The sequence below is a fragment of the Gemmatimonadota bacterium genome, assembly GCA_041390125.1.
In the GTDB taxonomy this organism is placed as follows: domain Bacteria; phylum Gemmatimonadota; class Gemmatimonadetes; order Longimicrobiales; family Gaopeijiaceae; genus JAGQIF01.
Genome location: JAWKQN010000009.1, coordinates 93,142 through 117,492, shown reverse-complemented (window position 1 = coordinate 117,492; position 24,351 = coordinate 93,142). Strand labels below are relative to the sequence as shown.

The following is a 24,351-nucleotide window of genomic DNA, read 5'->3' as shown; positions in this document are numbered from 1 at the left end:
GCTCATGGAAGGGTGATGAGCCCCAGCAGGACTCCGAAGGGGACGGCCATGAAGCCGACGAAGAGCACCCCGGCGACGCCGGCCGCCACCGACCTGCGCCAGGGCGTGCGCGCGGAGCCCGCGATGCCGAAGGTCTGGAAGACGCTCCAGATGCCGTGATACAGATGGAAGCTCAAGGCGGCGATGGCCAGCAGGTAGACCCCCACGACCAACGGGCTCGAGAACCCGACCACGAGGTTGCGGTAGGGCTCGCCCGCGACGAAGTCCCGGTGCGCGGTGCCGGTCGTGAAGTGCAGGATGTGGTACACCACGAAGAGTGCGATGATGACGCCACCCCAGCGCATGGTGCGCGACGCGTACGAGAACGTGAGGGAGTCCTCCTTCTCGTAGCCCTGGGGACGGGCCGCGCGGCTACGGCGCGCGAGCTGTACGGCCGCCACGATGTGCACGACCACCGCGGCGAGGAGCACGACCCGCGCGAGCCACAGCGCCACGCCACGCGGCAGGGCGGGCTCCCCGACCACCCGGAGCCATTCCGCGTAGTGGTTGAACGAGTCGGGGCCCAGGAAGGCCTTCAGGTTCCCCGCCATGTGGCCGAGCACGAAGCCGACGAGCAACAGGCCGGTCGCGGCCATCGCCACCTTCTTGCCGACCGTGGTCTCCCAGAGCCCTCGGCTCACAGGCACCGGTCTCCTCCCTTCCGTGTCGCTCCTGGGGTGGGACGGTTCAGCGGACGACGTCGATGGTGCTGCGCACCGCTTCGGCGCTGGCCTTCAGCTCGGCCTTCTCGGCGTCCGTGAGCTCCACCTCGAGGATCTGCTGCAGGCCGCCCGCGCCGAGCTTGCACGGCACGCCGAGGAAGATGTCGTCCTCGCCATACTCGCCCGTCAGGTATGCGGCGCAGGGCAGGATGCGGCGCCGATCCTGGACGATGGCTTCCACCATCTGGACGGCTGCGGAGGAAGGGGCGTAGTAGGCGCTGCCCGTCTTCAGGTAGCCCACGATCTCGGCGCCGCCCTTGCGGGTCCGGTCCACCAGCGCGTCGATCCGGTCCTGGGGAAGCAGCTGCGTGAGCGGGATGCCGGAGACCGAGGTGTAGGAGGCGAGCGGCACCATGGTGTCGCCGTGGCCGCCCAGGACGAGCGCCTGGATGTCGGCGACGGAGACGTTCAGCTCCAGCGCGATGAAGGAGCGGTAGCGGGCCGTGTCCAGCACGCCGGCCATGCCGATCACGCGCTCACGCGGGAAGCCTGTCTCCTTCATGGCCACCCAGGACATCACGTCGAGCGGGTTGGACACCATGATGATGATGGAGTCCGGCGCCACCCGCGCGATCTCCTTGGAGACCGACGAGACGATACCCGCGTTCGTCTTGAGGAGGTCGTCGCGGCTCATCCCGGGCTTGCGCGCGATCCCGGCCGTGACGACGAAGATGTCCGACCCGGCGGCGGGCTCGTAGTCGTTGGCACCGATCACCCGCGTGTCGAAGCCTTCGATCGGAGCGCTCTCCCACTGATCGAGCCCCTTCCCCTGCGGGACGCCCTCGACGATGTCGATGAGGACGACCTCGCGGGCCAGGGACTTCTCCGCGATGCGCTGTGCGCAGGTCGCTCCGACGTGGCCGGCTCCGACGACGGTGATCTTACCGGTGCTCATGGGCTTCGAATTCCTTCCTGTGGCTGACGTTGGGGTGCGTCCCCGGATTTTCGGCACGGCGCTCCGCTACCCGGGGTCCGGAGAGACGTTCCCGCCTCATCCGCCGGTCTGGGAGAGGGCGACGAGGCCTCCCGATCCGAGGGTGGATCCCTGGACGAGGTGGTGGCGTTCGGGCTTGATGCGGAGCGTCTCCTCGATCCGGGGGACGAGGTCTTCGCCGCGCCGCAGAGGATCGCGGAGATTGGTCTGCAGGTCACCGAAGAGACAGGGCCGCAGGTGCCCGTCCGCGGTCAGGCGCATGCGGTTGCAGCGATGGCAGAAGTTGTGGCTCATGGGGGTGATGACCCCGATGGTCCCGGCCGCATCCGGGAAGCGGTAGTAGGTGGCCGGTCCGTTTCCTCCCGGCCCGTCGACCGGCTCGATGCGCCCGATCCGCCGTACCCGCTCCAACGCCTCCTGGCAGGACACGAAGCCGTCCACGCTCAGGTCGAGGTTGGACCCGGTGGGCATGACCTCGATGAACCGCACGTGCCACGGGCGCGTGCGGGTCATCTCGGCGAACGCTTCGATCTCGTCGTCGTTCTGACCCCGCATCAGGACGCAGTTGATCTTGATGGGGTCGAAGCCCACGCGCTCGGCCGCTGCCAGCCCCTCCATGATGGCAGCGAAGGATCCAGGCCTCCGGACGATCCGATCCAGCCGTTCGGCCACGAGGGAATCGAGGGACACGTTCACCCGCTGCACGCCCGCGTCGCGGAGCGCGTCCGCCTGTGCGGCCAACAGGACGGCGTTGGTGGACAACGAGAGGTCCTCGATGCCGGGGACGCGAGCGATCGCGGCCACCAGATGGTGGAGCTCCTTGCGGACGAGCGGCTCGCCCCCCGTGATGCGCACGCGCTTGAGGCCCATCCCCGCCATGACCTCCACCACGCGCGCGATCTCCTCATACCGCAGGATCTCGTCCCGGGTGAGCCAGTTGAGCCCTTCCTCCGGCATGCAGTACACGCAGCGGAGGTTGCACTTGTCGGTGACCGAGATGCGGAGGTATTCGATGCGGCGGCCGAAGCCGTCCACCATGTCCGGTGCGCGTGTCATGGCTGCGGCTCCTTGCCGGCGACCCATTCCCGTTCGCCGCCGACGTAGCGCTCCTCCTTCCAGACCGGGAGGCGCTGCTTCAGCTCCTCCATCACGTAGCGGGCGGCGTCGAACGCCTCTCCCCGATGCGGGGCGGAGACGGCCACCGCAACGGCCACGTCGCCGATGTCGAGGGCGCCGATGCGGTGGACGACCGCAACCCGCGGCCCGCCGAAGCGCTCCCGCGCTTCCGCCACGATCTCCTCGAGGACGGAGATGGCCATCTCCGGGTAGGCCTCGTATCGGAGGCCATCCACGGAGCGTCCCTCGTTGTGGTTGCGCACCGTGCCCAGGAACAGGATCTGTGCTCCATCGGAGAGGGCACCGACCTGCTCCAGCACCGCGCTCGGGTCGATCTCGCGATCGGTGATCCGGATCATGGGTGGGCGAGGGTGGGGTGCGGACGCGGTGAAGCCAATGCGGCCTCGAGCGCCGTCACGGCTTCCTCCCATGGAAGCTCGCGCATGCACGGGTGTCCCGCCACCAGGCAGGCCTCGTTGCGGAAGCGGTTGTCCTCGCAGACGGTGCACGTGGCCCGGCTCCGGAGCACCCGCACGTGGCCCACGCGTGGCGCCCAGAGATGGAGTGGGCTGGCGCCGTGGCCCTCGGCGTCGTTGCCGAAGAGGGCCACGGTGGGGCACCCGACGGCGGCCGCCACGTGCAGGGGCCCGGCGTCGACCGTCACCAGCGCTCGGGCCCGTTCGAGGGCTCCGGCCAGCTCCAGCAAGGGCGTCCGGCCGCGGAGGTCCACGACGGTCCCGGCCTCGAGGAGGCGATCCTCGTCCTCCCCCGCGTGGTAGAGCGCGCGCTGGCGGTCGGGTGCGCTGCCGATCAGTCCCAGCGAGAGCCCCTGCTGTCGGCACCAGGCCGTCAAGCGCAGCCAGTGGGCCAGCGGCCACATCTTGGCGCTGCGCGTCGTGGTCACGTGCAGCAGCACATCGGGGACCGGGAAGGCGGGGGGTGCGCTGCCCAGCTCCAGCCGGAAGAAGTCGGTGGTGACGAAGGCCATCCGGCAGAAGATCTCGGCGATGTAGTTCGTCTCCAGGACGCCCTGGTACCGCCGCAGGAAATCGGGGCTGTTCCAGTCGGGATCGGCCAGCATGCGCTGCTCCGGCCGCTCCCCCGGCGGCAGCTTGCCGGTGAGCGCCGGCGCGAGGGCAGCGCCGGCGATGTACCGGGGCGCCAGCGCCGTCACGGCCACCAGATTGAGCTCGGCGAACTCGTCGCAGTTGACCGCCAGGTCGTACGGCCCGTGTGCGGCGCGCCGACGGGCCAGCGCGTCGAGGAAGTCAGGCAGGAAGTCGGGTCCGGAACCGTAGAGCGAGTGGCGGAAGTCGATGTGGGGGTTGGACTCCTCGAAGCCGCGCGTGACCTCGCTGCCGAAGAAGTCGAGCGTGGCGCCCGGGTACTTCTCCTTGAGGCCCCGCAGAAGGGGGGTCAGGACCACGTAGTTCCCGACCTTGGTGGAGGAGAAGACCGCCAGGTGGGGACGCGCGCCGAGCGGCTGGTCCTCGAACCGCTCCACCGTGGATCAGCCCCCGGCGACGGGGGGGATCAGCGCCACCTCATCGCCGGCGGACAACGGTCGGTCCGGGCGCGCGTAGCGGTGGTTGACCGCCACGGCGGGCTGCTCCGGGAGGCGCGCGAAGCCGCCGCCCCGGGACCGGAGGGCGCTGACCAGGTCGGCCACGGTGGCGCCGTCCCGGAGGTCGACCTCGACCGAGCCGGTGCCGGCCAGGTCCCGGTAGGCGGCGAACAACAGGGTCTGGACGCGAAGGCTCATGCGTGCGCTACACCGGCGTCCGCGAGCGGGGTTCCGGGCTCGTGTCGGACCGCGCGGGTCCGCCGGGTCGGCCGCTCGTCATGGCGGAGATGAAGTGGATGCGCCCAACACGATGTACGCCAACGTGTTCGGCGGCGACGCTCCCGCGGCTATTCCTCGTCGTCGTCCGGAAGCTCGAGCCGAGCGACCCGGGCCCGCAGGTGCTTTGAAGGCTTGAAGACCGGGACGGCACGCGACGGGACGCGGACCGCATCCCCGGTGCGGGGATTGCGCGCCATGCGGCTACGGCGGCCTCTCACCTTGAAGGTGCCGAAGCCGCGGATCTCGATGTTCTCGCCCTTGGCGAGGGCGGATTTGAGGGCGTTGAGGAATCCATCGACGACGAGGGCACAGTCCTTCTTCGTGACCCCCGGCCCGATGGCCTCTGCCACCTGTTCCACCAGATCGGCCTTCGTCATGCCAACCTCCTCGCTGCCAGCCCTGGGGCGGGGCTGCCCCCGGGGGCAGGGCCGGTGACGGGGGGTGTTGAGGTCCCCCTGAAAGGCCGAAGGGTAACGGGGCGATCGTCCCAACGTCAAGTGGGAAGCGGACCTACGGTCCCCGGTCGGCCCCGGGGCCGACCGCCGTCTCAGCCCTGGGGTCGTCCGGCGCGGGATTCGAGGAGCGCCAGGAAGTCGTCGAAGAGGTAGCGGCTGTCGTGGGGTCCGGGTGCCGCCTCGGGGTGGTACTGCACGCAGAAGACGGGTCGGCTCCGGTGACGGGCGCCTTCGCACGTGCCGTCGTACAGGTTGACGTGCGTGAGCTCCAGGTCGGGAGCGCCCGGGATCTCGCGCCCTTCCCCCATGCGGACGGCGAATCCGTGGTTCTGGGCCGTGATCTCGACGGTGTCCTTGTCGAGGTTGCGCACGGGGTGGTTACCGCCGTGATGCCCGAACGGAAGCTTGTAGGTGTGGCCCCCGAAGGCGCGGCAGATGAGCTGATGCCCGAGGCAGATCCCGAACACCGGGACGTCGCGGGCGGAAAGCTCGCGGATCGCGTGGGCCGCCTGCCCGACCGCCGCGGGATCTCCCGGCCCGTTCGATACGAACAGGCCGTGGGGTCGCAGCGCGTCGATCCCGGCGAGGTCGGTCCCGGCCGGCACGACCGTGACGCGGCACCCACGCTCGGCGAGCAGCTTCGGAGAATGCGCCTTCACGCCGAAGTCGTAGGCGACCACGTGGAACCGCTCGCTCCCCTCCGCGGGGATCTCGTACGGTTCGAAGGTGGAGACGCCCGTGGCGAGGTCGAGCCCTTCCATCGCCGGCTGCGCGCGGATGCGCTCGAGCAGGCCGTCGGCGTCCTCCGTGGTCGGCGCGATCGCGCCGCGCATGGCACCGACCGAGCGGATGTGGCGCGTCAGCGCCCGCGTGTCCACGTCGGTGATGCCCACGACGCCATGGCGGGCCAGATAGTCGGGGAGGGCTTCGGTGGCGCGCCAGGAGCTGTGCAGACGCGCGATCTCCCGCACGACGAACCCGGCGACGCGCGGGAGCGCGGACTCCTCGTCTTCGGCATTGACGCCGTAGTTGCCGATCAGCGGGTACGTCATGGTGACGAGCTGCCCGGCGTACGACGGATCGGTCAGCACTTCCTGGTAGCCGCTCATCGAGGTGTTGAACACCACCTCACCGAACGCCACGCCCTCCGCACCGAGGGCGGTGCCGTCGAAGCGACGGCCGTCTTCCAGGAGAAGGTAGGCGGGCGTTCCCGCGGGTCTGACCATGTCGGCCCCAAAGCTAGAGCACCGCACCGCGCGGTCAACCCGTCCGCGCCGACACGGGGCTCTGCGCGGCCCCTCGGGCCCTGCGGGGCTCTGGCCGACGCCGGGACATCGTCACAAGTTGCGCCCGCCCGACCGCCCTTCCCTACCACGCCCCGAGGTCCGATGCAGACGGTGGTCATCCACGTGGACGAATCCTGCCTGGGCAACCAGTTCCAGCACCGGGCGACGCCCGGGGGCGCAGGAGGCCTCCTCGAGATGCAGATCGACGGTCGTGTGGCCCGGCGCGACCTGTGGATCTCCGAGCCCGACACGACGAACAACCGGATGGCGCTGCTCAGCGCCATCGAGACGCTGTCGGCCCTGAGCCGGCCCTATGCCGTCGAGCTCGTCTCGGACTCCCAGTACCTGGTGAAGGGCATGAACGAGTGGATCCACGGGTGGAAGCGACGGGGGTGGCAACGCAAGGGCGGTGCGATCGAGAATCTCGAGCTGTGGAAGCGGCTGGACGGGGTCGCCGCGCAACACCAGGTGCGCTGGAGCTGGGTGCGCGGCCACGCCGGCCACCCCAGGAACGAGTACGCCAACCATCTCGCGACCCGGGCCGCGCAGGAACAGGACACGTCGGGCGGGCTGGTCGAATCGGGATTCCTGGCCTGGCTCGCGGAAGAGCGGGCCCGAGGACGCTACACCACCTTCGACCCCGACCGCGGCTAGCCGCCCCGGACGTCCGGCCCCGCCGCGCTCAGCGTGCCACGCGCCCGAAGCGGTGCGCGAAGGCCGCGACGACCACGTCCTCCACCTCCGCGACGTCGATCCCACGACCGAGTGCGTCCGAAACGCTGGTCACGCGCTCGTTGTCGATCCCGCACGGGACGATCGTCCTGAAATAGGCGAGGTCGGGCGCGACGTTCAGCGCGAAGCCGTGGCTCGTGATCCAGCCCGACGAGACGCGTACTCCGATCGCGGCCACCTTGCCCGTCGGCAGCCACACGCCGGTCAATCCCTCGCGCCGTCCGGCTCCATCGACCCCGAGCGCCTCCAGCGCGTCGATCAGGACCGCCTCGAGGTCACGCAGATAGCGATGGAGGTCCTTGCGGTCCGGCTTCAGATCCAGGATGGGATAGCCGACGAGCTGGCCGGGTCCGTGATAGGTGACGTCGCCCCCACGTCCCACTTCGTGCAACTCGATGCCCAACCGCGCGCGCTCGCCGGCGTCCGCCAACACATGGGCCGTATCGCTCGACGCGCCCAGGGTGATGACATGGGGATGCTGCAGCAGCAGGAGTTGATCGGGGATCTCCTCGCTGCGTCGCTGGGTGACAAGGTCGGCCTGCAGCGCGAGCGCGTCCGGATATGCCACGGTCCCGAGCCGGCGCACCTCGAGGGTGCGCACGGCGCTCGGGACCGTTCCGTCCATGGTGCGCCTACGCGTCTTCGGGGAACGCCTCCAGCAGCTCCTTGAGATCGGAGAGGAAGCGCGCCGCGTCGGCACCGTCCACGATCCGGTGATCGTAGCCGAGCGAGAAGAACGAACGCTTGCGGATGGCCAGCGAATCCGCACCCGTCGTGGGATCGCTCACCACCACCACGCGCTTCTCGATGGCGCCCGTGCCCAGGATGGCCGACGTCCCCTTGGGGATGATGGGCATGCCGACCAGCGTACCGAGCACACCGGGGTTGGTGATCGAGAACGTGGCGCCCTGGATCTCCTGCGGCTGGAGCTGGCGGCCACGCGCGCGCTCCGCAAGGTCGATGATCTTGCGGCCCAGGCCCACGAGCGACAGGTCGGCCGCGTCGTGGATGACCGGGACGATGAGGCCCGGATTCAGGTCCACGGCCATGCCCAGGTTCACGCGACCGCGGTAGATCACGTTGTTGCCGGACACCGCCGCGTTCACCATCGGATACTGGCCCAGGAGGCGCGCGCAGGCCCACGCGACGAACGTGGTGTAGCTGACCTTCACGCCCTGCTGATCCCACGACGCGCGATGCTGTCGGCGCAGGTCGTCGATGCGGGAGAAGTCGATCTCGATGAACGAGTGGACGTGGGGCGCCACGCGCTTGGCCAACACCATGTGTTCGGCCGTGAGTCGACGGATCTTGTCCATCGTCTCGACGCGGTCACCTTCGCGCACCGGGAACTCCGGATGGTGCACCTCCCCGTAGAAGCGCTGCCACAGGTCGGACGGCGCAGCGGAAGGCGCCGAGGCCGCGGGTCGCGCGGGCGCCGCCGGGGCGGACGCCGCGGCCGCCGGAGCGGCGGGCTGCGACGGAGCGGAGGGCCCCTCCTCGATGTGCTTCAGGATGTCGCTCTTGGTGACGCGACCCGCGTGCCCGCTGCCGGAGACGGACGCGATGTCGATCCCGTGCTCCTCGGCGATCTTGCGCACCACGGGCGTGGAGCGCTGGCGTAGCCGCTCCTCCGCGCTGTCGGGCGCCTGACCGGTTCCGTTGGCGGGCGCGGCCGCCGCGGCAGGTGCCGCGGCCGGGGCGGAGGGCGCGGGCTCGGACGCCTCGGCCGGGCTCGGGGCCGCCGCCGGCGCGTCCGGCGCCGGTGCGGCCGGGGCGGCGGCGGCGCTGACGTCGGTCTCGATGTAGGCGACGACCGTGCCCACCTCGACCGTCTCGCCCTCCCCCACCTTCACCTCGGCCAGGACCCCGGCGGACGGCGCGGGGATCTCGGCGTCCACCTTGTCGGTGGAGATCTCGAGGATGGGCTCGTCGCGCTCGACGGGCTCGCCCACCTGCTTGAGCCACTTCGACACCGTTCCCTCAGCGATCGATTCCCCCATCTGGGGCATCGGAACTTCGATGCGAGCCACGCGTCACTCCGTCTGTTGGGTCTTCTCGGGCGTCCGGTCACCCGGGGGCGGTGCGGCCCGCACATACCCCCCGGTCGCGCCGGGTTTCCTCGGTCATCCGTCCGAACGCTCCCCGCAGGCACGCGACGTGCCCGTCGGGAGCGGCCTAATAGCGAGCCAGATAGCGTCCCGCCGTGACGATGTCGTCCGTCTGCGGCAGGAAGTAGTCCTCCAATGTCCCCGCGTAGGGCACGGGCGCGTCGATGGCGGTGACACGCAGGATCGGCGCGTCCAGCCATTCGAAGGCCTGTTCGTTCATCCGCATGGCGATCTCGCCGGCGATGCCCCCGGTGCGGGTGTCCTCGTGCACGATCAACAGCCGGCCCGTCTTGCGGACCGAGTCCCGGATGGCTTCGTCGTCCAGCGGGAGCAGGGTCCGCAGGTCCAGCACCTCCACCGAGACCCCGTCCTCGGCGTGCAGCACCTCCGCCGCCTCCAGGCTCCGGTGGACCATCATGCCATACGTCACCAGGGTCAGGTCCGTCCCCTCCCGCACGACCCGTGCCTTGCCCAGCTCGACCGTGTAGTCCTCCCGGGGCAGGACGGCCCGCAGGGCCGGAGCCCGGTAGAGGGCCTTGTGCTCCTCGAAGATCACGGGGTCGTCGTCGCGGATGGCGGCCTTGAGCAGCCCCTTGGCATCGTACGGGTTGGACGGATAGACGATCTTCAGCCCGGGCGTGTGGAAGAACGCCATCTCCACATTCTGCGAGTGGAAGGGTCCGCCCCGGTTGCCGCCGCCGACGGGACCCCGGATCACGAGCGGCATGGGACCGCTACCGCGGTACAGCGACGTGGCGATGTAGTTGGTGATGACGTCGTAGGCCGGGGAGACGAAGTCCATGAACTGCATCTCCACCACGGGCCGCAGCCCCATGTGGGCCGCGCCCGCGGCCGCGCCGGTGAACCCGGCCTCGGAGATGGGCGTGTCGATCACCCGCTGCTCGCCGAAGCGGTCCAGGAATCCCTTGGTGACCTTGAAGGCGCCGCCGTAGACCCCGATATCCTCCCCCATCAGGAAGACCCGCGGGTCGCGCTCCATCTCCTCCCACAGCGCCTCGGCGATGGCCTCCAGCATGGTGGCCGGCTCGCCGCGCTCCGTGCGCAGGGTGTGCTCCGGCCGTTCGGGCGCGGTCCCGGCGCCCGCCGGCGCTCCCTCGAAGTTGAAGGACATCGTCTCGTATCAGGCAGGAAGGGGCGGTTGGGCACGCGTCCAGGGGATGGGCGCGTCGAAGTCGCTGCGCACCTGCTCGCCGGCCTCCCGGGCGTCGGGCGCCGGCTCGCCCACGGCGCGCTCGGCCGCGATCCGCACCTCCTCCTCGGCGGTGCGGACGTGATGGTCCAGCTCGGAGCCGGGGATGCCGTGCTCCTGCTCCAGCACGTGTCGGAAGCGTGTGACCGGGTCGCGCGCCTCCCAGTACGCCAGCTCGGTGGCCGGAACGTAGTCCTGCGGGTCGTGCTGGGCATGCCCGAGGCGCCGATACGTGCGCAGCTCCAGGAGGGCCGGTCCGGCTCCGCGTCGCGCATGCTCGACGGCGCGGACCGCCGCCGCATGCACGGCGAGCACGTCGTTGCCGTCCACGGACTCGGCGTGCACCCCGTAGCCGGCGGCCTTCCCGGTGAAGCTCTGCAATCGGGTCTGCCGGGAGGTGGGCGTGGAGAAGGCCCACTGGTTGTGCTCCAGGGCGATCACCATGGGACACCGCTGCGCGGCTGCGAAGTTCACGCCTTCGTGCCAGGCACCCGTCGACGTCTGTCCGTCGCCGCCGAACACGAGGCCCACACGGTCCTCGCCGCGCAGCTTGAACGCCAACGTGATGCCGGCCATCACCTCGGCCATGGTGCCGAGCGGTGAGACGGGGCCCAGCAGCCCGCGCTGGAAGTCGGACCAGTGCACGTTGGCCTCGCGGCCCCGGGTGGGACCGGTCCCCCGCGAGAGATACTGCCGGAAGTAGTCGACGGGTGTGCCCCCCATGAGGAAGACCGCGCCCGTGGCGCGCACCGTCTGCCCGATGATGTCCCCGGTGCCGTCGGTGCGGCGGCGCAGGGCCCAGGCGGCTCCCACGGCGGACGCCTCCTGCCCCAGACCGCGATACACGCCCCCCTTCACGTGCCCCTGCTTGAAGAGCAGCTCGAGGCGCTCCTCGGCGGCGCGACCGAGCACCATGGCCCGGAAGATCGCGACGAGATCGGTGCGGGAGAGCCCCGGAGCCGGGTCCCCGTCGGACGCGCCTGGGGCCACCGACGGCCCTCTACTGCCCGGGGTTGCCCGGGTCGTCGGACGGCGGGGTGTCCCCGCCGGGCGTGTCGGTGGTCGGCAGCGGCTGATCCGTCACGCCGGGCAGCACCGGTGCGGGCTGGCTGGTCACGGGAGCCTGGGGCTGCAGGATCGACTGCGGCGCCTGGGCCCGCGAGGACATGATGGACAGGATGAGCGCCAACGCCATGAAGACGCCGCCGGAGATCCACGTGGCCCGGGTCAGGACGGTGGTGGCCTGGCGGCCGCCCAGCACGTCACCGGTGCCCGAGCCACCGCCCATGGCGGCCAGCCCGCCACCCTTCCCCGCCTGGAGGAGGACGACGATGCCGAGGAAGATCCCGACCAGGACCATCAGGGCGAGCAGGAGTCCGTACATGGGCTGCCAGAACCCGCGCATGCGCGCAGTTGGGGTGACGACTGGAACAGTCGAAAAAGCTCTCGAAGGGGTCCGGACCCGTCAACCCGCGGCGGCCCGGACCCGACGGCCCCAGGGTCGGCCGGGGCTCCGGTGGCGGCCCCGATCGCGGAGCCTCAGCCGCCCGCCTCGACGATGCGGGCGAAGTCCGTGGGCTTCAGGCTGGCGCCGCCCACCAACAGCCCGTCCACGTCCGCTTCGGCCAGGAGCTCGGCGGCGTTGTCCGGCTTGACGCTGCCTCCATACAGCAGGGGCACGGCGTCGGCGCGCTCGGTGCCGAGGGCCGCGCGCAGGTGGCGGCGCAACGCCGCATGCGCGGCCTGGGCATCCCCGGGGGTGGCGGTCTCGCCCGTCCCGATGGCCCAGACGGGCTCGTAGGCCACCCGCACCCGCGCCTCGGGGGCGCTCCGGAAGGCGTCCAGCACCGCGTCCAGCTGGCCCAGGATCACCTGCTCCACCCGCCCGGCCCGGCGCTCCTCGAGGGTCTCTCCCACGCAAACGACAGGCACGAGCCCGGTGTCGAGGATCCGCTGGGTCTTGCGGGCCACGTCCTCGTCCGTCTCGCCGAACAGGTGGCGACGTTCGGAATGACCCACCAGCGCGTGCGTGGCGCCGGCCTCCACCGCCATGTCGGCCGACACCTCCCCGGTGAACGCGCCCGATGCCTCCCAATGGACGTTCTGCACGCCCAGGGCGATCCGGTCGGGGGCGGCCTCGCGGGCCGCGGCGAAGCTGAGGGTGGGTGGAAAGACCAGGACCTCCGCGCGGGCGCCGGACAGGTCGGGCAACCCCTTGAAGAACGCCGCCGCGGCCGCAGGCGCATGGTTCATCTTCCAGTTTCCGGCCACCACCACCGCGCGGCTCATGAGGCCTCCGCGGGGCTCAGGGCCTCCACGCCCGGAAGCGCGGCTCCCGCCAGCAGCTCGAGCGAGGCCCCCCCACCGGTCGACACGTGCGTCATCCGCTCCGACACCCCGGCCACCTCCGCGGCGAGCGCGGAGTCCCCGCCTCCGATCACCGCCAGGGCACCCTGGTCGGCGGCCCGGGCCACGGCTTCTGCCAGCGCGAGCGTACCGGCCGCGAAGGGCTCCATCTCGAAGACCCCCATGGGGCCGTTCCAGACCAGCGTACGGGCCCCGGCCACTTCGTCCGTGTACAGGCGCACGGTGTCGGGGCCCACATCACCGATCCGGTCGCCCGGCTGCACAGCCGTGCGGGAGACCACACGGGTCCGGGCATCCGCTGCGATCCGGTCCGCCACCACGCAATCCACCGGCAACAGCAGCCGGTCCCCGGCCCGGTCGAGCAGCTCCTTGGCCATGTCCACGCGGTCGGGCTCGACGAGGGAATCCCCGGTCTCGAGGCCGAGCGCGAGGAAGAAGGTGTTGGCCATCGCGCCGCCGATGATGAGTCGGTCCACCCGGCCCAGCAGGGCTTCCACCACGTCGATCTTGCCCGAGATCTTGGCGCCGCCCAGCACCGCCACGAACGGACGCTCGGGATCGGCGAGGGCGCTGCCCAGGAACCGCAGCTCACGCTCCATCAGCAGACCGGCGACCGCTGCCCCGCCCTTGGCCCGAACGGCGCGCGGCAGCGCCTCGGTGCTGGCGTGCGCGCGATGCGCAGCCCCGAACGCGTCATTGACGTAGACGTCCGTGAAGGACGCCCAGGCCTCGCCCAGCGTCCCGTCGTTGTCCGTCTCCCCCGGGTCGAAGCGCGTGTTCTCGAGCAGCAGGAGCTCCCCGTCCGACAGCGCCCCGACGGCCTCCGTGACGTCGGGCCCCTTCCAGTGGGGCAGGAAGCGCACAGGAGCGCCCAGCAGCGCGGAGAGCCGCTCGGAGACGGGGGCGAGCGAGTAGCGGGGGTCGGGCGCTCCCTTGGGACGACCGAAGTGGGAGAGCAGCACCAGACGCGCCCCGGCCTCCCGCAGACGGCGCAGCGTGGGCAGCACGGCGGTGATCCGGGTGTCGTCCTGGACCTGCCCGTCGTCGGAGACGGGAACGTTCAGATCCAGACGGACGGTGACCGTTCGGCCCCGCAGAGCCGCCTCGGGAAGGTCGTCGATCGTCTTGCGTCGCATGGATGTCGGGGCGGGAAGGTCGGGCCGGGGCGGGCCCCCGGGTCGGTGTCCCGAAGCTGTCACGCGACCCGGCGGAAGGGAAGCGCACGCGGGTTGGACCGGGAGCCGGGGCGGCGGCGCGCCTCCGACGGACTCCGAGGTCCCATTCGGCCGGGCCGGCCCTCGCTCCCGGCGCGCAATGGTGTAGCTTGGTCGCCGTGACCTGAATTCCTCTCGGATCCGACATCGGCATGGGACGTATCTTCGAGACCCGGAAGGCGACGATGTTCCGCCGCTGGGACCGTATGGCGAAGCAGTTCGCCCGCATCGGCAAGGACATCGCGATCGCAGTGAAGGCGGGCGGGCCGGTGCCCGAGAACAACCCGGCCCTCCGGCGCGTCATCCAGAACGCGCGCGCCGTGAACATGCCCAAGGACAAGGTGGAGGCCGCGATCAAGCGTGCCTCCGGACAGGGCGCGGAGGTCTACGAGGAGATCCTCTACGAGGGGTACGCGCCGCACGGTGTGGCCATGCTCGTCGAGACCGCCACGGACAACCCGACCCGCACCGTGGCCAACCTGCGCTCGCTCATCAACCACTGGGGCGGAAGCCTCGGCACGACGGGAAGCGTCGCGTTCGCGTTCAAACGCATGGGGGTCTTCCGTCTCGATCCGGAGGGCATCGACGCCGAGGCCCTGGAGCTGGACCTCATCGATCACGGGCTGGAGGAGATGGGGGAGGGCTCCGGCGAGAAGGGCGAGCCCCACCTCGTCATCCGCTGTGCGTTCGCGGACTTCGGGCAGATGCAGCGCGCCTTCGAGGAGCGGGGAATCGCGCCGCTGTCGGCCGAGAGCGAGTACATCCCGCTGAACCCCACGGAGCTTCCGGAGGACCAGGCCAACGAGGCGCTCGAGCTGCTCGACCGGATCGAGCAGGACGACGACGTCCAGCGGGTCTTCCACAACCTGGCGTAGGGGCGTCCGTCGGCGGACCACGGACGCGCCCGTCGGGCGTACCCTCCGCGCGGCAGCGACCTCCAGCGACGGCGGATGCGCCCGCGCAGGGACGCCGATCCGCGGACGCCGGCTAGGGGATCCGCCCCGGCTGCACGGATTCGATCCCCGAGAGCGTGCGGCTCCCCGGGGCGGCCTGCACGTTCACGTCGAACTCGACCCACGTGCCCACGGGCTGTCCGCGTCGGCGCGCCGGCGTGAACCGGAAGTGCTCCGCGGCGCGCAGCGCGGCCGCATCCAGCGCGGCGTTGCCGGAGGTGCGCGCCACCTGGCGGTCGGCCACGCTGCCGTCGGCCTCGACCCACAGGATCAGGCGCACCACCCCTCCCACCCCTTGCCGCTCCAGGCGGTCGGGATAGAACCAGCGCACCAGGTCGTCGACGCCGTCTCGATCGAGCAGGGATGGATACGCGTCGTACGGCGCCAGGTCGGCGAGCGTGCCCGACCACGGTGCCGGCGTCTCCACGGGCTCGGCCTCCGGTTGGGCCGCGGCCAGGGGGATGAAGACCGGGTCCTGCTCCAGGTCGGTGCTGCCGGGTGGCTCGAGGGACACCGGCACGGGCCGCGGAGCGACCTCCGGGGCGCCTCCAAGCCGGGTCTGCACGGCGCCGAGCAGCTCGACGATCGACGCCCGCGCCGACGGCGCGGCGATCAGGCCGCACAGCAGCACGATCGAGGCGGCCATCAGCATGGGCACCCGCGTCCGCGGGCGGGGGCGGGTCCAGCCGCGCCGGGCGGCGTCCTCCAGCTCGGCCCGGAGCTCCGGTCCGAACGAGGGCCGCTCGTGGATGTCGATCGTCTCCAGCTCCCGATGGAGCTCGAGCAGGTCGGCAGGCATCTGTTCTCTATCGCGAGAGGCGAGCATCTCGTCCTCGTGGAGGGTCAACTCCGCTCGACCGCATCGAGGTCGAGCGTGTCCTTCAGCCGCTTGAGCGCCCGGTGGATCCGGACGGCCACGGCGTTCTGGCTCACGTCCATGGTCTCGGCGATCTCCTGGTTGGAGAGGCCGGTCCCGTAGCGGAGCGAGAGGATCTCCTGGTCCGAGCGCCGAAGGCGCTTGCTGGCGTTCAGGATGCGCTGCACGCGCTCTTCCCGCACCAACCGTACCTCGGGCGAGTCGTCGCCCGACACGAGGTCCGGCACCTTGTCCAGCGAGACGTGCAGCGAGCCACGCCGCCGCAGCGCCCGCAGGTGGTCGGTGACCGCGTTGCGGGCGATCCGTAGCAGCCAGGTACGCGGCGAGGCCTTGGCGGGATCGTAGCGCCCGAAGGACCGCAGCGCTTTCAGGAAGACCTCCGAGGTCACGTCCTCCGCCGCCTCGCGGGTGGCAAGGCGGAACCGCACGTACCGGAAGACCGTGGGCCGGTGCTCATCGTACCAGACGACGAAGTCGGCCGGAAGCGCGCTGCCCGGCGCCGCCTGCGCGTCGGTGCGCGCCCTCGAGAGCTTGGAGTCTCGCATCGGCCGGACCATACGAGGAGGAGGAGAGGCTCGTTACACCCTGGAGCCCGACCCGCGGGCCCCGGCGCGTGCCGGGACCCACGGAGGTCAGCCGTCAGACGTTCACGCCCAGGCGCTCGCCCACGTAGGCGGTCAGATCGACCACGCGCTGCGAGTAGCCCCACTCGTTGTCGTACCAGGACATGACCTTGACGAGGGTCCCGGACACGTTCGTGGACAGCCCGTCCACGATCGAGCTGGCGGGGTGGCCGGTGTAGTCGATGGACACCAGCGGCTCGTCCGAGTAGGCCAGGATGCCCTGCAGGTCGCCTTCGGCGGCCTCGCGGAAGGCCTGGTTGACCTCTTCGGTGCTGGTGGCCTTTCCGACCGTGGCCACCAGGTCCACCACGGACACGTCCGGTGTGGGGACCCGCATGGCGATGCCGTCGATCCGTCCCTTCACGGTGGGGAGCACCAGGCCGGTCGCCTTGGCCGCGCCCGTGGTGGTGGGGATGATGGACATGGCGGCCGCGCGCGCGCGCCGCAGGTCCTTGTGGGGCGCGTCGAGGATCTGCTGGTCGTTCGTGTAGGAGTGGACCGTGGTCATGAAGCCGTTCTCGAAACCGAACCGGTCCAGCAGGACCTTGACCACCGGCGCGAGACAGTTGGTGGTGCAGCTGGCGTTGGAGATCACGTGGTGGCTGTCGGGATCGTAGGCCTCGTGGTTGACGCCCATGACCACGGTGATGTCCTCCTTCTTGGCCGGCGCGGAGATGATCACCTTGCGCGCCCCGCCCTCGAGGTGCGCGGCGGCCTTGTCCCGGTCGGTGAAGCGACCCGTCGACTCGATGACGATGTCGATCCCCAGATCCTTCCAGGGAAGCCGGGCCGGGTCCTTCTCGGAGAGCACCTTGAGCGCGTCGCCGTCCACGACGAGCCCGTCGTCGGAGAGCTCCACCGTACCCGGGTAGGCCCCGTGGACCGAATCGTACTTGAGCAGGTGCGCCAGCGTGGCGTTGTCCGTCAGGTCGTTGACGGCCACGAAGTCGAGGTCCGTGCGGCCGGATTCCTTGGCCGCGCGCAGGACGTTGCGGCCGATGCGGCCGAAGCCGTTGATGGCGACGCGAATGGCCATGTGCGGTGGAGCTCCTATGGAGGCGTCGCCCGGGCTCCCGGAGGAAGGGTCCGTGCGAACGTGACGATCGCGAGGCGGGCGAGGCCGGCCCGGGAGAGCGCGCCCGCGACGGCGGCGGCGGTCGCTCCCGTGGTGAGGACGTCGTCCACCAAAATGAGTTCGGCCCCCCGGAGCCCGCTCCGCGCCGCGGACCGCACCCGAAAGGCCTGCACCACGTTAGCCATGCGCTCCAGGCGAGGCAAGGCGACCTGGGAGCGTCGGGCGGGGGCCCGCTCCAGCACGTCGAAGACGTCCAACCCCGCCTCCAGGGACAGCTTACGTGCGATCAGCTCAGCCTGGTTGTAGCCCCGGATCCGGGCGCGGCCGGGCGTGGTCGGCACCGGGACCAGCACGCCGCGCACCCCCGCCAACAACGGTGCCATGTGCGCGGCCATGAGGTCGGCCACCCGCCACCAGCCCTGGTACTTGAGGCCGTGCACCAGCCGCACGGCGGGACCGTCGAAGGCGACCGCGCTCCGGGCCCACGCCAGCGACGCGGGCCAGCCGGCGCACTCCCGACAGGGCAGCCCCTCCGCACCCGTGCCCCGGGGCACCCCGCACCGGTCGCAGCGGGGCCACGGGAGCGGGGCCAACCGGAGCCTGCAGCGGGCGCAGAGCGGGTCGGATGGGACGGCGAGGGGGCCGAGGCAACCCGGGCAGGCGGGCGGGAGCACCCGGTCCAGAAGCCGGGCCCACCCGCCGGGCCTCATGCCGGTGCCGGAAGCCCCAGCGCGCGCTCCATGGCCTCCACGGGAGCCGGCTCCCCCCACCAGCGCTCGAACGCCACCGCACCCTGGTGGAGCAACATGGCGCTCCCGTCCGCGCTCGGCAGTCCCGCCGCACGAGCGTCCCGGAGCAGCGCGGTATCGCGTCCGTAGAGGAGGTCGAAGACCGCGCCCACCTCCCCGACCTGGCGCAGGTCCAGGGGCCGGGCATCGCTCGCGCCCAGCCCGAGGGAGGTGGAGTTGACGACCAGGTCGAAGCGCTCGCGGGCCAGGGACTCCACCGATTCGACGACCCGCACGCGCTCGCCGCCGATGCGCCGCGACACCGAGCGCGCGCGCTCCACGGTGCGGTTGAGGAGGGCCACGTGCTCCACGCCTTCGTCCAACAGGGCCACCAGGACGGCGCGCGCGGCGCCGCCGGCGCCCAGGAGCAGCACCCGCCAGCCGACGCGCGATCCGGGGAACGAGAGGTCCAGGGCGCGGCGGAAGCCCTCCACGTCGGTGTTGTCTCCGCAGATCCGCCCGTCCTCCAGCCAGAAGGTGTTGCAGGCCCCGGTGCGGCGGACATCCTCGGTGCCTTCGTCGACCACGCGTGCGGCGCGCTCCTTGTGCGGCAGCGTCACGTTCCCGCCGCCGCCGGCCAGCGCGATCCCCCGGAGCATGTGCGGGAAGGAGGCCTCGTCGCAGCGCAGCGCCACGTAGACCCCATCCTTGTCGGCGGCCGCCAGGGCCGCGTTCTGCATCAGCGGCGAACGCGAATGAGCGACCGGATCGCCCAGCAGGGCGAAGATCCGTGTGGCCGATGTCACGCTCATGGGGCCACCACCGGCTCCAGACGGGTCAGCACGCCGTCGATCCAGCGCTCGAGCACCCGCCACGTGGCCCGGTAGGCGTCGATGCCCTGCCCGATCGGATCGGGGACCGATTCGGCCACGCCCCCTCCCAGCTCCGCGAGGAGCGCCACCCGCTCCCCCGCCCCGAGCCCGGCCGCCATCTCCACGTGGCTGGCGGTCATCCCCAGGATGACGTCCGCGCGCGTCACGTCCTCCGCGGACAGCGGCCGACTGCGGTGGTCCTCCAGGTCCAACCCGTGCTCCGCCGCCACGCGACGGGCCTCCTCGGCGGCCGGGCCTCCGCGGCTTGCGAATGTCCCAGCCGACCCCACCTCCACGTGCGGCCAGCCCCGCCGCCGCACCTGCTCCCGGGCGATGACCTCCGCCATCGGGCTGCGACACGTGTTGCCCGTACACACGAACAGGAGCCGGTAGGGCTCCGGGTGGGGAGCCTCGGGGACGTCAGCCGTCGAGTCGGACATGCTCGCGGATCCTCGCGGGAGGGAGCGCGCCTGCGCGTATCAATCTGGGCGTGGGCCCGGTCATGTCCACGAGCGTCGAGGAGGCGCCGCCGGAGACCGGCCCCGCGTCGATCACCCAGACGGAGGCGTCGGCGCCCAGCGCCTCCAGCGCCTCCAGCGCACCCCGGCCGTCCGTGGCCGGCGGCTGTCCCGGCGCGTTCGCGCTGGACGACGTCAGGGGGGCCCCCAGCCGCCGGACGATCTCGGTGGCCACCGGGTGGGCATCCACCCGGACGGCCACCCCGCCTTCGGGCCCACGCACGCCGGCCGGAAAGGTCCGCCGGGGATCCCCGACGATCAGGGTGAGCGGGCCCGGCCAGAACGCCCGGGACAGCCGACGCGCCTCCTCCGACCAGGCCAGGCCGGGCGCCGCATCCGGACCTTCCAGCAGGATCAGGAACGGCTTCCGGGCCACTTCGCGGTGCTTCAGGCGCGCGAGCGCCGCCACCCCCTCCGGGGTGGCCGCGCCCCCGAACCCGTACACGGTGCCGGTCGGGTAGGCGATCAGGCCGCCCGACCTGACGTGGGTCACGAGGGCCGCCCAGCCCCGCTCGGTGGAGGGCGGGGCGCTCCGCCTCGGCGCACGCGCCAGCAGGCTCTCCGCCACCGCCCGGTCCTCCGGCACGGTCACCTTCAGGTTCCAGCGGCTGCCCTCCACGACCTGCACGGGAAGCCCTGCCCGCTCGAGCAGGGCGGCGTCGTCGGTCCCGTCCACGCCGGTGGCGCGGGCGGCCGCGTGTGCGTGCTGCAGAAGCGTACGCGGGAAGACCTGCGGCGTCTGGACCTGCCAGAGGCGACGTCGGTCGGGCGTCCCCTGCACCACTCCGTCCTCCACCTCCTTGATGGTGTCCACGGCGGGATGACCGACCACCGCCGCGATGTCCTGAGCGGCGACCGCAAGGCAGCGGTCGAGCGCACCCAGGTCCACGCGCGGTCGGGCGGCGTCGTGTACCACGACCGTGTCGATCCCATCCGGAAGGACATCCAGCCCGGCCGCCACGGATGCCGTGCGGGTCTCCCCGCCGGGCGCGACGCGGACGCGCGGGGCCAGCTCCTCCACCCAGTCGGGGACCGCGGCGCCGGGGGGCAGCAGCACCACGACGACCTCGACCCGCGGATCGGCCAGGAAGACGTCCAATGACCAGGCCAGGAGGGGACGGCCGGCCACCTCGAGGAACGCCTTGGGCGCACCGCCCATGCGGACGCCCGCACCCGCCGCCGGAAGCACCACACCGACGCGCACGCGCTCAGAACTCGCCGAAGTCGTCGGCCGCCGCCACCGGCGCGGTGGCGTGCCGGTCCACCGAGTCGAAGCGCGTGTACGCCTTGTTGAAGTAGAGCTCCACCCGGCCGGTGGGGCCGTTGCGCTGCTTGGCCACGATCAGATCCGCCTGTCCCTCCACGTCACGCGCACGGTCCAACTCGCCTGCCTGGATGAGATAGTACTCCTCGCGGTACAGGAACATGACGATATCGGCATCCTGCTCGATCGAGCCGGATTCCCGCAGGTCGGAGAGCTGCGGCCGGTTGCCACTGCGCTGCTCCGGCGCACGACTGAGCTGGGAGAGCGCGATCACGGGCACGTCCAGCTCCTTGGCCAACGCCTTGAGCCCGCGCGAGATCTCACTGACCTCCTGCTGGCGGTTCTCGGAGCGCTTGCCGCCCGACATGAGCTGCAGGTAGTCGATCACCACCAGGCCCAGGTCGGTCTCCGCCTTGAGGCGCCGCGCCTTGGCGCGCATCTCCAGGAGCGAGATGCCGGCCTGATCGTCGATCCAGATGGGCGCCGTGTTCAGGTGCGCCGCAGAGGCAGCCAGGCGCTGGTACTCGTCGGCATCCAGCTGTCCCTTGCGCAGCTTCTGCAGATCGATGCGCCCTTCGGCGCAGAGCAGGCGCTGGACGAGCTGTTCCTTCGACATCTCCAGCGAGAAGATGCCGACCTTCACCTGGTGGTCGATGGCGGCGTTCTGCGCCACGTTGAGCACCCACGACGTCTTCCCCATCGACGGACGCGCCGCCACGATGATCAGGTCGCCCGCCTGGAGCCCGGACGTCATCTTGTCCAGATCGGAGAATCCGCTGGGTACGCCGGTGATGCCGGACTTCGACTGCTGCAGATGCTCGATGTGCTCGAACGCCGGCCACAGGATCTCCTTGATCCAGACGAAGCCTTCGCGTTCCTGGCTCTGCGCCACCTGGAAGATGCGGGACTCCGCTTCATCCAGGATCTCCTCCACGGCGCGCTCGCCCTGCTCGTACGCATCCTGGATGATGGAGGACGCCTGCTCGATGAGGCGCCTCAGGATGGCCTTGTCGCGCACGATGCGCGCGTGGTAGGTGATGTTCGCGGCGGTCGGCACCGCGTCCAGCAGCTCCGACAGGTACTGCACTCCGCCGGCCGATTCGAGCTCGTTCGTCTTCTTGAGCTCTTCGGAGACCGTGATGACGTCGATGGCCTGCGCCGTCTGGAACAGGCGCACCATGGCGCGGAAGAGCCGGCGGTTGGCTTCCCGCGAGAACATGGCGTCGTTGAGGATCTCGACGACCTTGGTGACCGAGTCCGGATCGATCAACATCCCACCCAGCACCGACGCCTCCGCCTCCAGCGACGAGGGTGGGCGCCGATCGAAGCGCGGTGCGGCGGCCGAGTACGCGTCGGGGACGGCGGTCATGCGGAAGCGTCCATCACGTCACGCAGGAGTTGCAGGTCGTCCCACGTCAGACGCGTCCAACCCTGGTTGCGTAGCAACGCGGCTGGATGGTAGGTGACGACGAGCGGTGTGCCTTCGTAGGTATGCACCGTGCCGCGCAGCTTGCCGATGGGATCCGAGGTGCCGGTGAGAAGTTGGGCCGAGAACGTCCCCACGGCCAGTAGCGCTTCGGGCTGCACGAGCGCGAGCTGGCGCTTCAGGTAGGAGGAGCACGCTTCGATCTCGTCCGGGAGCGGATTGCGGTTCCCCGGCGGCCGACACTTGAGCACGTTGCAGATGTAGACCGATTCGGTGCGGGAGAGGCCCACCGCCGCCAACAACAGATCGAGGAGCTGCCCGGCGGCACCGACGAAGGGCAGGCCGGTCGCGTCCTCGTTCGCACCGGGTGCCTCCCCGACCACGACCAGGCGCGCATCGGGCACGCCGTCGGAGAACACCACCTGCGTGCGCCCTTCGGCAAGGCGACAGCGCGTGCAGCCCAGCGCCTCCTCCCGTAGCGCCTCGTAGGCGTCGCCGGCAGGAGGAGTGGCGTGGGCTGGCGACCCGGCCCCGCGAGCGGAAGCCGTGGACGACGGCGCGGTCCGCGGAGTCGCGACGGACGGCGCGGATGCGTCCCGGTGCGGTGCCGTCGGAGGCGGGGCGGCCACGGGCAGCGACAGGCCGCCTGCGAGCAGAGCCCGCAGCGTACCGGCCTCGGCAGTGTCGAGGAAGACATCCCGCCCCCCCAGCTCGATCTGCTGCGCCAGGTACCGGCGCAGGGCGTCGCTCACGCGGGCAGGCGCGAGCGCGCCGCGCCCACGCGGTCGAGGATGAGTTCGGCGAGCTCCGTCTTGGGCATCAGCGCGACAGCCTCGATGCTCCCGTCCGCTGCGACGAGGGTCGCGCGATTGGTCTCCACGTCGAGACCGGCATCGGGCTCGTCCGCGGGATTGGCGACGATCAGGTCGAACCCCTTGCGCGCCAGCTTGCCGCGCGCGCGCTCGACCAGGTCCTCTGTCTCCAGGGCGAATCCCACGGCGAAGCTTCCGCTCTTGCGCAACGGGGTGAGGCTCGCGGCCACGTCCGGGTTCTCGACCGTATCGACGGTGGGCGCACCACGCTCGCGCTTGAGCTTCTGCGCGGCCGGGCTCCGGGGCCGGTAGTCGGCCACCGCGGCCGCGAAGATCAGCACGTCCGCGTGCGGGACATGGTGGGACGCCGCCTCCAGCATCTCCTCCGCGCGCTCCACGCGCTCGACCCGTACGCCCACCGGGTCGGGGAGCGCGGTAGGCCCCGCGATCAACGTCACCTCCGCACCCCGCCGCCAGGCGGCCTCGGCCAGCGCCCACCCCATGCGTCCGGAGGAGCGGTTGCCCAGGTACCGGACGGGATCCAGCGGCTCGCGCGTGGGCCCGGCCGTGATCAGGACGGAGCGCCCGTGCAGCGGTCCGGGGCTCTCCAGGGCTCGGCCCACGTGCGCCACGATGTCGTCCGGCTCCAGCATGCGACCCGCCCCGGAGGCCTCCCCGTGGGCGAGCGCTCCGGTGCCCGGTCCGGCGATGCGGTAGCCGAGGACGTCCGCGAGATGGCGGACGTTGGCAGCCGTCTGCGGATGCTCCCACATGGCGGTGTTCATGGCCGGGCAGAGCACGACCGGAGCGCGCGTCACCAGCAGCGTGGTGGTGAGCAGGTCGTCGGCGCGCCCCTGGGCCGCGCGCGCCAGCAGGTCGGCCGTGGCAGGGGCCACGCAGACCGCGTCGGCGTCTTGACCCAGCCGGATGTGGAGGGCCGCGCCGTCCGTCTGGAAGAGATGGGTATGGACGGGCCGACCGGTGACGCCTTCGAACGAGAGTGGCTGGACGAACCGGGTGGCACCCTCCGTGAGGACGACATCCACGACGCAGCCGAGGCGGGTCAGGTCCCGCGCCACCTGGACGGACTTGTACGCAGCGATGCCCCCCGAGACGCCGAGCACCACCCGGCGACCCCTCCAGGGGCGACGTGGGGTCAGCTCCCGTGGGGCCACGG

The 24,351-nt window shown here is 71.3% G+C and carries 27 protein-coding genes; 2 read left to right on the top strand and 25 right to left on the bottom strand.

The features are described 5' to 3' along the window. Window positions 1-2 precede the first annotated feature (2 nt). The 8 genes from R3E98_11050 to carA all read right to left on the bottom strand — a co-directional run bounded on the left by R3E98_11050 (window position 3) and on the right by carA (window position 6,335). The gene (locus R3E98_11050; protein MEZ4423942.1) at window positions 3-680 is read right to left on the bottom strand and encodes a succinate dehydrogenase cytochrome b subunit; all 678 of its coding nucleotides are present in this window, start codon (window positions 678-680) and stop codon (window positions 3-5) included. Window positions 681-726: 46 nt separating this feature from the next. After that, window positions 727-1,656 (bottom strand): malate dehydrogenase, encoded by a 930-nt coding sequence (gene mdh / locus R3E98_11045; protein ID MEZ4423941.1) that lies wholly within the window; start codon window positions 1,654-1,656, stop codon window positions 727-729. A 96-nt stretch (window positions 1,657-1,752) separates the two neighbouring features. Further along, window positions 1,753-2,751, bottom strand: a complete 999-nt coding sequence (gene moaA / locus R3E98_11040) for a GTP 3',8-cyclase MoaA (GenBank protein MEZ4423940.1) — start codon at window positions 2,749-2,751, stop codon at window positions 1,753-1,755. Beyond that, complete coding sequence (locus tag R3E98_11035; GenBank protein ID MEZ4423939.1) at window positions 2,748-3,170, bottom strand: molybdenum cofactor biosynthesis protein MoaE; 423 nt, start codon at window positions 3,168-3,170, stop codon at window positions 2,748-2,750. Before R3E98_11035 ends, moaA begins: the two co-directional genes overlap by 4 nt. After that, on the bottom strand, window positions 3,167-4,315 hold the full coding sequence (locus tag R3E98_11030) for a glycosyltransferase family 9 protein (GenBank protein MEZ4423938.1): 1,149 nt from the start codon (window positions 4,313-4,315) through the stop codon (window positions 3,167-3,169). Before R3E98_11030 ends, R3E98_11035 begins: the two co-directional genes overlap by 4 nt. Window positions 4,316-4,321: 6 nt before the next feature. After that, window positions 4,322-4,573 carry a molybdopterin converting factor subunit 1 gene (moaD, locus tag R3E98_11025; protein ID MEZ4423937.1) on the bottom strand — a complete coding sequence of 84 codons (252 nt, stop codon included), beginning with the start codon at window positions 4,571-4,573 and terminating at the stop codon, window positions 4,322-4,324. A gap of 149 nt (window positions 4,574-4,722) precedes the next feature. Beyond that, window positions 4,723-5,031 (bottom strand): HU family DNA-binding protein, encoded by a 309-nt coding sequence (locus tag R3E98_11020; GenBank protein ID MEZ4423936.1) that lies wholly within the window; start codon window positions 5,029-5,031, stop codon window positions 4,723-4,725. A gap of 170 nt (window positions 5,032-5,201) precedes the next feature. Continuing rightward, window positions 5,202-6,335 (bottom strand): glutamine-hydrolyzing carbamoyl-phosphate synthase small subunit, encoded by a 1,134-nt coding sequence (gene carA / locus R3E98_11015; protein MEZ4423935.1) that lies wholly within the window; start codon window positions 6,333-6,335, stop codon window positions 5,202-5,204. Window positions 6,336-6,497: 162 nt separating this feature from the next. Here carA and R3E98_11010 point away from each other — a divergent pair, with 162 nt between their 5' ends. After that, a complete protein-coding gene (locus R3E98_11010) occupies window positions 6,498-7,049 on the top strand; it encodes an RNase H family protein (GenBank protein ID MEZ4423934.1) in 552 nt (183 codons plus the stop codon). Window positions 7,050-7,077: 28 nt separating this feature from the next. On the opposite strand, the gene lipB is transcribed toward R3E98_11010, so the two are convergent. The 7 genes from lipB to R3E98_10975 form a co-directional block, all read right to left on the bottom strand. Then, the gene (gene lipB, locus R3E98_11005; GenBank protein ID MEZ4423933.1) at window positions 7,078-7,752 is read right to left on the bottom strand and encodes a lipoyl(octanoyl) transferase LipB; all 675 of its coding nucleotides are present in this window, start codon (window positions 7,750-7,752) and stop codon (window positions 7,078-7,080) included. A gap of 7 nt (window positions 7,753-7,759) precedes the next feature. Beyond that, complete coding sequence (locus R3E98_11000; protein ID MEZ4423932.1) at window positions 7,760-9,157, bottom strand: dihydrolipoamide acetyltransferase family protein; 1,398 nt, start codon at window positions 9,155-9,157, stop codon at window positions 7,760-7,762. Window positions 9,158-9,302: 145 nt separating this feature from the next. Beyond that, window positions 9,303-10,367, bottom strand: coding sequence for an alpha-ketoacid dehydrogenase subunit beta (locus R3E98_10995; protein ID MEZ4423931.1), 1,065 nt, complete (start codon window positions 10,365-10,367; stop codon window positions 9,303-9,305). Between the two features lie 9 nt (window positions 10,368-10,376). Next, window positions 10,377-11,435, bottom strand: a complete 1,059-nt coding sequence (locus tag R3E98_10990) for a thiamine pyrophosphate-dependent dehydrogenase E1 component subunit alpha (GenBank protein MEZ4423930.1) — start codon at window positions 11,433-11,435, stop codon at window positions 10,377-10,379. A 10-nt stretch (window positions 11,436-11,445) separates the two neighbouring features. After that, the gene (gene secG / locus R3E98_10985; protein MEZ4423929.1) at window positions 11,446-11,850 is read right to left on the bottom strand and encodes a preprotein translocase subunit SecG; all 405 of its coding nucleotides are present in this window, start codon (window positions 11,848-11,850) and stop codon (window positions 11,446-11,448) included. Window positions 11,851-11,984: 134 nt separating this feature from the next. Next, on the bottom strand, window positions 11,985-12,734 hold the full coding sequence (tpiA, locus tag R3E98_10980; protein ID MEZ4423928.1) for a triose-phosphate isomerase: 750 nt from the start codon (window positions 12,732-12,734) through the stop codon (window positions 11,985-11,987). After that, on the bottom strand, window positions 12,731-13,948 hold the full coding sequence (locus tag R3E98_10975) for a phosphoglycerate kinase (protein ID MEZ4423927.1): 1,218 nt from the start codon (window positions 13,946-13,948) through the stop codon (window positions 12,731-12,733). Before R3E98_10975 ends, tpiA begins: the two co-directional genes overlap by 4 nt. Window positions 13,949-14,178: 230 nt before the next feature. Between R3E98_10975 and R3E98_10970 the strand changes: the two genes are divergently transcribed. After that, complete coding sequence (locus tag R3E98_10970) at window positions 14,179-14,901, top strand: YebC/PmpR family DNA-binding transcriptional regulator (GenBank protein ID MEZ4423926.1); 723 nt, start codon at window positions 14,179-14,181, stop codon at window positions 14,899-14,901. Between the two features lie 112 nt (window positions 14,902-15,013). Here R3E98_10970 and R3E98_10965 read toward each other — a convergent pair whose 3' ends face one another. The 10 genes from R3E98_10965 to coaBC all read right to left on the bottom strand — a co-directional run bounded on the left by R3E98_10965 (window position 15,014) and on the right by coaBC (window position 24,349). Then, window positions 15,014-15,778 carry a TonB family protein gene (locus R3E98_10965; protein ID MEZ4423925.1) on the bottom strand — a complete coding sequence of 255 codons (765 nt, stop codon included), beginning with the start codon at window positions 15,776-15,778 and terminating at the stop codon, window positions 15,014-15,016. Window positions 15,779-15,822: 44 nt separating this feature from the next. Next, window positions 15,823-16,401, bottom strand: coding sequence for a sigma-70 family RNA polymerase sigma factor (locus R3E98_10960; protein ID MEZ4423924.1), 579 nt, complete (start codon window positions 16,399-16,401; stop codon window positions 15,823-15,825). A 94-nt stretch (window positions 16,402-16,495) separates the two neighbouring features. After that, the gene (gene gap / locus R3E98_10955) at window positions 16,496-17,515 is read right to left on the bottom strand and encodes a type I glyceraldehyde-3-phosphate dehydrogenase (protein MEZ4423923.1); all 1,020 of its coding nucleotides are present in this window, start codon (window positions 17,513-17,515) and stop codon (window positions 16,496-16,498) included. A gap of 14 nt (window positions 17,516-17,529) precedes the next feature. Then, window positions 17,530-18,264, bottom strand: a complete 735-nt coding sequence (locus R3E98_10950) for a double zinc ribbon domain-containing protein (protein MEZ4423922.1) — start codon at window positions 18,262-18,264, stop codon at window positions 17,530-17,532. After that, complete coding sequence (aroE, locus tag R3E98_10945; protein ID MEZ4423921.1) at window positions 18,261-19,094, bottom strand: shikimate dehydrogenase; 834 nt, start codon at window positions 19,092-19,094, stop codon at window positions 18,261-18,263. The genes R3E98_10950 and aroE overlap by 4 nt, the downstream gene beginning before the upstream one ends. Further along, window positions 19,091-19,594 carry a low molecular weight protein arginine phosphatase gene (locus R3E98_10940; GenBank protein ID MEZ4423920.1) on the bottom strand — a complete coding sequence of 168 codons (504 nt, stop codon included), beginning with the start codon at window positions 19,592-19,594 and terminating at the stop codon, window positions 19,091-19,093. The genes aroE and R3E98_10940 overlap by 4 nt, the downstream gene beginning before the upstream one ends. Next, on the bottom strand, window positions 19,575-20,876 hold the full coding sequence (ispD, locus tag R3E98_10935; GenBank protein MEZ4423919.1) for a 2-C-methyl-D-erythritol 4-phosphate cytidylyltransferase: 1,302 nt from the start codon (window positions 20,874-20,876) through the stop codon (window positions 19,575-19,577). Before ispD ends, R3E98_10940 begins: the two co-directional genes overlap by 20 nt. Window positions 20,877-20,880: 4 nt before the next feature. Beyond that, entirely contained in the window at window positions 20,881-22,305 is a 1,425-nt protein-coding gene (gene dnaB / locus R3E98_10930; GenBank protein ID MEZ4423918.1) for a replicative DNA helicase, read from the bottom strand. Then, window positions 22,302-23,114 carry a uracil-DNA glycosylase gene (locus tag R3E98_10925; protein ID MEZ4423917.1) on the bottom strand — a complete coding sequence of 271 codons (813 nt, stop codon included), beginning with the start codon at window positions 23,112-23,114 and terminating at the stop codon, window positions 22,302-22,304. Before R3E98_10925 ends, dnaB begins: the two co-directional genes overlap by 4 nt. After that, entirely contained in the window at window positions 23,111-24,349 is a 1,239-nt protein-coding gene (gene coaBC, locus R3E98_10920; protein ID MEZ4423916.1) for a bifunctional phosphopantothenoylcysteine decarboxylase/phosphopantothenate--cysteine ligase CoaBC, read from the bottom strand. Before coaBC ends, R3E98_10925 begins: the two co-directional genes overlap by 4 nt. Between the last annotated feature and the right edge of the window lie 2 nt (window positions 24,350-24,351).